This is a genomic window from Cetobacterium sp. (genome assembly GCF_048470075.1).
Lineage (GTDB): Bacteria > Fusobacteriota > Fusobacteriia > Fusobacteriales > Fusobacteriaceae > Cetobacterium_A.
Genome location: NZ_DBGBQB010000292.1, coordinates 1 through 5,232 on the forward strand (window position 1 = coordinate 1; position 5,232 = coordinate 5,232).

The 5,232-nt window shown below is 28.5% G+C and carries 4 protein-coding genes; all 4 read right to left on the bottom strand.

Annotation, left to right across the window (positions count from 1 at the left end):
* Nucleotides 1-3: 3 nt before the first annotated feature.
* A complete protein-coding gene (locus ACMOUI_RS10280; RefSeq protein WP_418965607.1) occupies nt 4-1,878 on the bottom strand; it encodes a VWA domain-containing protein in 1,875 nt (624 codons plus the stop codon).
* Nucleotides 1,879-1,890: 12 nt separating this feature from the next.
* On the bottom strand, nt 1,891-2,805 hold the full coding sequence (locus ACMOUI_RS10285; RefSeq protein WP_418965608.1) for an ATP-binding protein: 915 nt from the start codon (nt 2,803-2,805) through the stop codon (nt 1,891-1,893).
* 11 nt (nt 2,806-2,816) lie between these two features.
* Nucleotides 2,817-3,812 carry a radical SAM protein gene (locus ACMOUI_RS10290; protein WP_418965609.1) on the bottom strand — a complete coding sequence of 332 codons (996 nt, stop codon included), beginning with the start codon at nt 3,810-3,812 and terminating at the stop codon, nt 2,817-2,819.
* On the bottom strand, nt 3,799-5,232 hold a 1,434-nt coding region (locus ACMOUI_RS10295; RefSeq protein ID WP_418965610.1), incomplete at its 5' end, for a cobaltochelatase subunit CobN. The genes ACMOUI_RS10295 and ACMOUI_RS10290, both read right to left, overlap by 14 nt.

The window sequence follows — 5,232 nt, forward strand, 5'->3', positions numbered from 1 at the left end:
CCTTTAAATATTATCTCTAACAACTTGACTAATAGATTGCACTTTCAAATCTTCCAATCGATAATATTTACCTCCTAATTTTTCGTTAATATCTTTAGCCATATTTAATTTGATTCTTCCTTTTTCAGAATCAATAACAATAACTTTTATTTTACTTTCTCTAATCTTTTCACAAAACTTCAATAAATCAGAGAATATATTTTCTGAATTCTCTTTAGTACTTATTTTTCCATCTGTTACTAAAACTAAAACTGGAACGATATTTTTATTTTTTTTCTTTTCGTTCAGTAGTATTGTATATGATTTCTCTAACCCTTTATGAAGAGGTGTTTTCCCACCTACAGGTAGATCTTTTAATTTTTTATTCGCTAACTCTATACTTCTAGTCATTGGAAGCAGTTCTTCTGCTGAATCCTTTCTAAAAGCAACTAATCCTATTCGATCTCGTTTTTCATAAGCATCTTTTAAAAGAGAAAAAATTGCTCCTTTAACTTCTTTCATTCTTTCATGTGCTCCCATAGAACCACTAGCATCTACAGTAAATAAAATACTTGTTCCTATCCTTTTTTCTCTTATTTTTTCTCGAATATGCTCTTTTTTTATAACTATAGCCATCCCATTTTTTTCCAACAATCTTTGATATGGAGCTGCTGCTCTCAAAGTAGCATCGAAGGCTAAATCTTTTACTTTTCCTTTTGGGATTATACTCTTTACATACCTGCCTTTTAGGCTATCACTTATAGTCTTACATCTTTTTCCTGAACCCAATATTTTCTCTTTTTTTAAATCTCCAAAGTCTATTTTCTTTACTTTAAAAATTTCTCCAATAGAGTAATTTTTATCCTCATTTTCAAAACTATTTATTTTTTCATCCTCAACTTCATTTTTTTCACTATTTAAGTCTGAGTTCATCTCATTTTTTGAAGATTTTTTCTCTTTTTTATCTTCATTGTTTGAAGAGCTAGAATTTTCATTACCATTTTGAGAGTTATTTTTACCTTCAGAATTTTTACTTTCTTGTCCTTGATCTTGAGATTTATTAATTCTATGTAGTAAAACAAATTTAGATGCTTCTTTCAAATCTTCTATGTTTATATAGTTTCTTCCATTATACGCAGCAATAGCTTTACTGGTTTCTAAAAGAATATACTCTACATTATTTCCAGCAACATTGCTCTCTAATACAATTTTCATAGCTAGGTTAATTAATTCTTGTCCTATTTCAATATTTTTGATTAACTCTCTTGAAATAACCAGTTTTTCTTTTAAAAATCTACTCTCTCTTTCATATTTTTTTACAAAGTTCTCTTTATCCTTTTCAAAATCTAATCTACGCTTTACTATTTCTACTCTTTCTTCTAAATATTCACTACCTTTTAAATTTACATATAATCCAAACTTTTCTAAAAATTGATTTCTCAACTTTCCCTCTTCTGGATTCATACTTCCTATAAGAATAAAATCACTATCCTCTTCTAAACTTACTCCTTCTCTTTCAACTAAATTTATTTTTTGAGAATTTGCTTCAAAAATAGAGTTTAAAAGATAATCACCTAAAAGATTTATTTCATCAACATATAAAATATTTTTATTAGCTCTTTTTAATAATCCAGAACTAGAAACTCTTTTTCCAGAGGAAAGAGTTTTTTCAAAATCAATTCCTCCTAATAACCGATCTTCTGTTGTATTTAGGGGAACATTTATAACTTCTATTTTAGAATCTAATTGATTTAATCCTCTTATTAAAGTAGTTTTTCCAGTTCCCTTTTCTCCTGATAAAAGAACTCCTCCAATTTTAGGATTAATTATATTTAATAATATTGCTGTTTTAGCTTGTTCCTGCCCTACAATAGCTTCAAAAGGATATATGTATTCCATATTAATCACCTATTATAAATTTTCTACTAGTTTTTCTAGTGATTCTAATGACAATTTGCTATCTTCAAAAGGGGTTTTTCTCATCCTATGAGGAATTGCTAGTTTTGCAGCTTTTAAAATATCCTCTTTTTGGACAGATAATCTTCCATCTAAAGCGGCCAATGTAATTGCCGTTTTTATTATACTTAAATCACATCTATGACCATCTACACCTAAAGTAATTCCTATTTTAGCTACTAATTGTAAAATTTCATTAGAATACTCAACATTCGAGAGAATTTCTCGAGCTTTTTCTATTTTTTTTCGTAAACTGTTTTCATCATTTTCCCACGAATAAATAAATTTTTCTTGATTGTTCTCAAATTCTATTCTTCTTGTAACTATTTCAACCCTTCTATCTACATCTCTTTCACCAGAAATATCCACAACCAATCCAAATCTATCTAATAATTGTGGTCTTAAATCTCCCTCTTCTGGATTCATAGTTCCAACTAATATGAATTTAGAAGAGTGTGAAAAAGATATTCCTTCTCTTTCAACTGTATTTACTCCCATAGCTGCTGCATCTAATAATACATCTACAATATGATCCTCTAATAGATTTATTTCATCAACATATAAAATATTTTTATCTGCAGTATACAAAATTCCTTTCTCAAACTTTTTTTCACCAGTCTTTATTGCATGCTCTATGTCTAATGTACCAACAACTCTATCTTCTGTAGCACTTATAGGAAGATTAACCACCTTAGTATCATATTTTTTTAATAGCTGAGCTAATGCTCTAACTGCAGTTGATTTTGCAGTGCCTTTTTCTCCTCTAATTAAAACCCCACCTAAAGATGGATTTATTATATTTAATAATAAGGCCTCTTTCATTTCCTCTTGTCCTACTATCGCTGTAAAAGGGTATATCTTTCTTTCCATTTCTTTCTCCTTTAATTTTCTAAAATTTTAAAAATAGCTTTTCTTAAATTGCAATCACTACTATCACTATAATATTTTTTATTCATTATTGTTCTCGATGGGCAACTTCCTCTGCAAATTTTTTCATATTTACACTTTTCACACAATAAAGATTTTCCTGATGAAAGCTTAATATCATCTAACTCTTTATTTCTTAAATTTCCCATTAAATAATCTTTTTCTCCAACTAAAGAACTACATGGATAAATATCTCCAGTTGGTAGAATTACAGCTGTTTGCCCTATGGAAGAATAGCAATAATTACAAGAGTGATGATTTAAGTGAAGTCTTTGTTTAGCATCCTCTAGCTCTCTTATAGGAATATATTTTCCTATAATTTCTCCTAAAAAATTTGTTTTTTCATAAGCATTTTTTAAGTTAAGATACAAATCATTAGTTTTAGGAATAGTAAATTTAGTTTTAGATGTTAACCTAATTAAATCTAAACCAAGCCCGTTTATATTTTTAAATAGATATAAAAATTCTACTAAAGACTCTAGTGAGTTTATATTCTCTCCTGTTAAAACACAGTTTATGCTTACATCTTTACTGTATTTTTCCAGCTTTCTTATCCCATCAATAACCTTTTTAGTTTCACCACGGCTACTTTCATTAACATCAAACATACCATCTAAGCTAATCCCAATTTTTATATCCATTTTACTTAATTTATATGCAATATCATCTGTTATTAAAGTCCCATTTGTTTGAATTGCAATCTTCCCTTTAAAATCTCTTTCTTTCAAGTGGGTATAAATTTTTTCTACTAAAAAAAAGTTTAGTAGTGGTTCTCCTCCTGCTAAAATTAATGTTGCTTTTTCATCCAATAACTCTAGCCCTTGTTTTGCAATGTTCCAAGACATTTTTTCAGTATCAAAATTATCCTTTGCATAGCAATAATCACAATTTAAGTTGCAATAATTTGCTAGCCATAAAACAAGATATAAATATTTTTTATTCTCCTTCATACTCTTCTATGTCTCCTTCAATCCTTAAGTAAATTTTTCTTAGTTCCTTTAAGTGATGTTCAGGAGCTTTCCACATATCTCTACTTTCTGCTTCTAATAATTTTTCTGTTATATTTAAAAGTGCATGAGGGTTATTTTTTTCTATCCACTCTCTTAATTCATTATTTTCTACATATGTTTTTGTAATCTCATTATACATCCAATCCTCTATTATTTCAGAAGTTGCATCCCATCCAAAAACGATATCCATTGCTGCACTCATCTCTTGTGCCCCTTTATATCCATGTTTTTTTAACCCTTCAATCCACTTAGGATTTAAAACTCTAGCTCTCATTATTCTAGATGATTCTTCCTTTAAATCTCTTGTATTTATTCTACTTGGATCACTTGAGTCTCCGATATAAGATTTAGGATTTTCTCCTTTGGCTTGTTTTACAGCTGCTGTTAATCCACCATGATATGTAAAGTAGTCATCACTTTCTAACATATCAATCTCTACTGAGGCTTCATTTTTTATTGTTATGTCTGTTTTTGAAAGTCTTTTACTAAAAATATCTTCTACTTCTTCACCATGATAATCTTCACCATATGCATAACCACTCCATTTTATATAAGCCCTTCCTAAATCTTCTCTAGTTTCCCATTCTTGACTATTTAATAAAAAATCTACCCCTGCACCATATGTTCCGGGCGGACATCCAAATACTCTCATTTTTGAAAAATATTTTGCTTTTTCTTTAGTCATACCTTTCTCTATTAACTCTATAATTTCAGATTCTATATTCTTTTTCAAATAGTTATCTTCTAGATTTTCATTTAATTGTGCTATTAAATTAACTGAATTTTCCATTAAATTTATTATATTTGGAAATGTATCTCTAAATAATCCCGTTATTCTTAACACAACATCTATTCTTGGTCTATTTAATTCATCTAAAGGAATTACCCTTATTCCAATAACTTTATCACTATTTTCTAACCAAATTGGCTCTACTCCCATTAGGTACATGGCTTCTGCTATATCTTCTCCATTTGTTTTCATAGTTTCTCCACCATAAATAACCATTGTTATAGAATCAGGATATTTTTTTTCTTCTGATAGATATCTTTTCAAAGCATCTTTTGCTAAAATCTTTCCAATCTCCCAAGCTGATCTTGATGGAATAGTATTCGGATCTATTGAATAAAAATTAGTTCCTGTTGGTAAAATATCCATTCCACCTCTTGTTGGACATCCTGATTTTCCAGGTGATATAAATTTTCCTTCCAAACCTTTTATAACGCTTTCTAATTCATTAGTAACTTTTTTTAATTTTGGTAAAATTATTTTTTCAACATTAGCTATTAAATTTTCAATGTAATTGAAATTAATAATTTCTGTATATTTTTTTCTAATTTCAACTAAAGAAAAATTATTTAC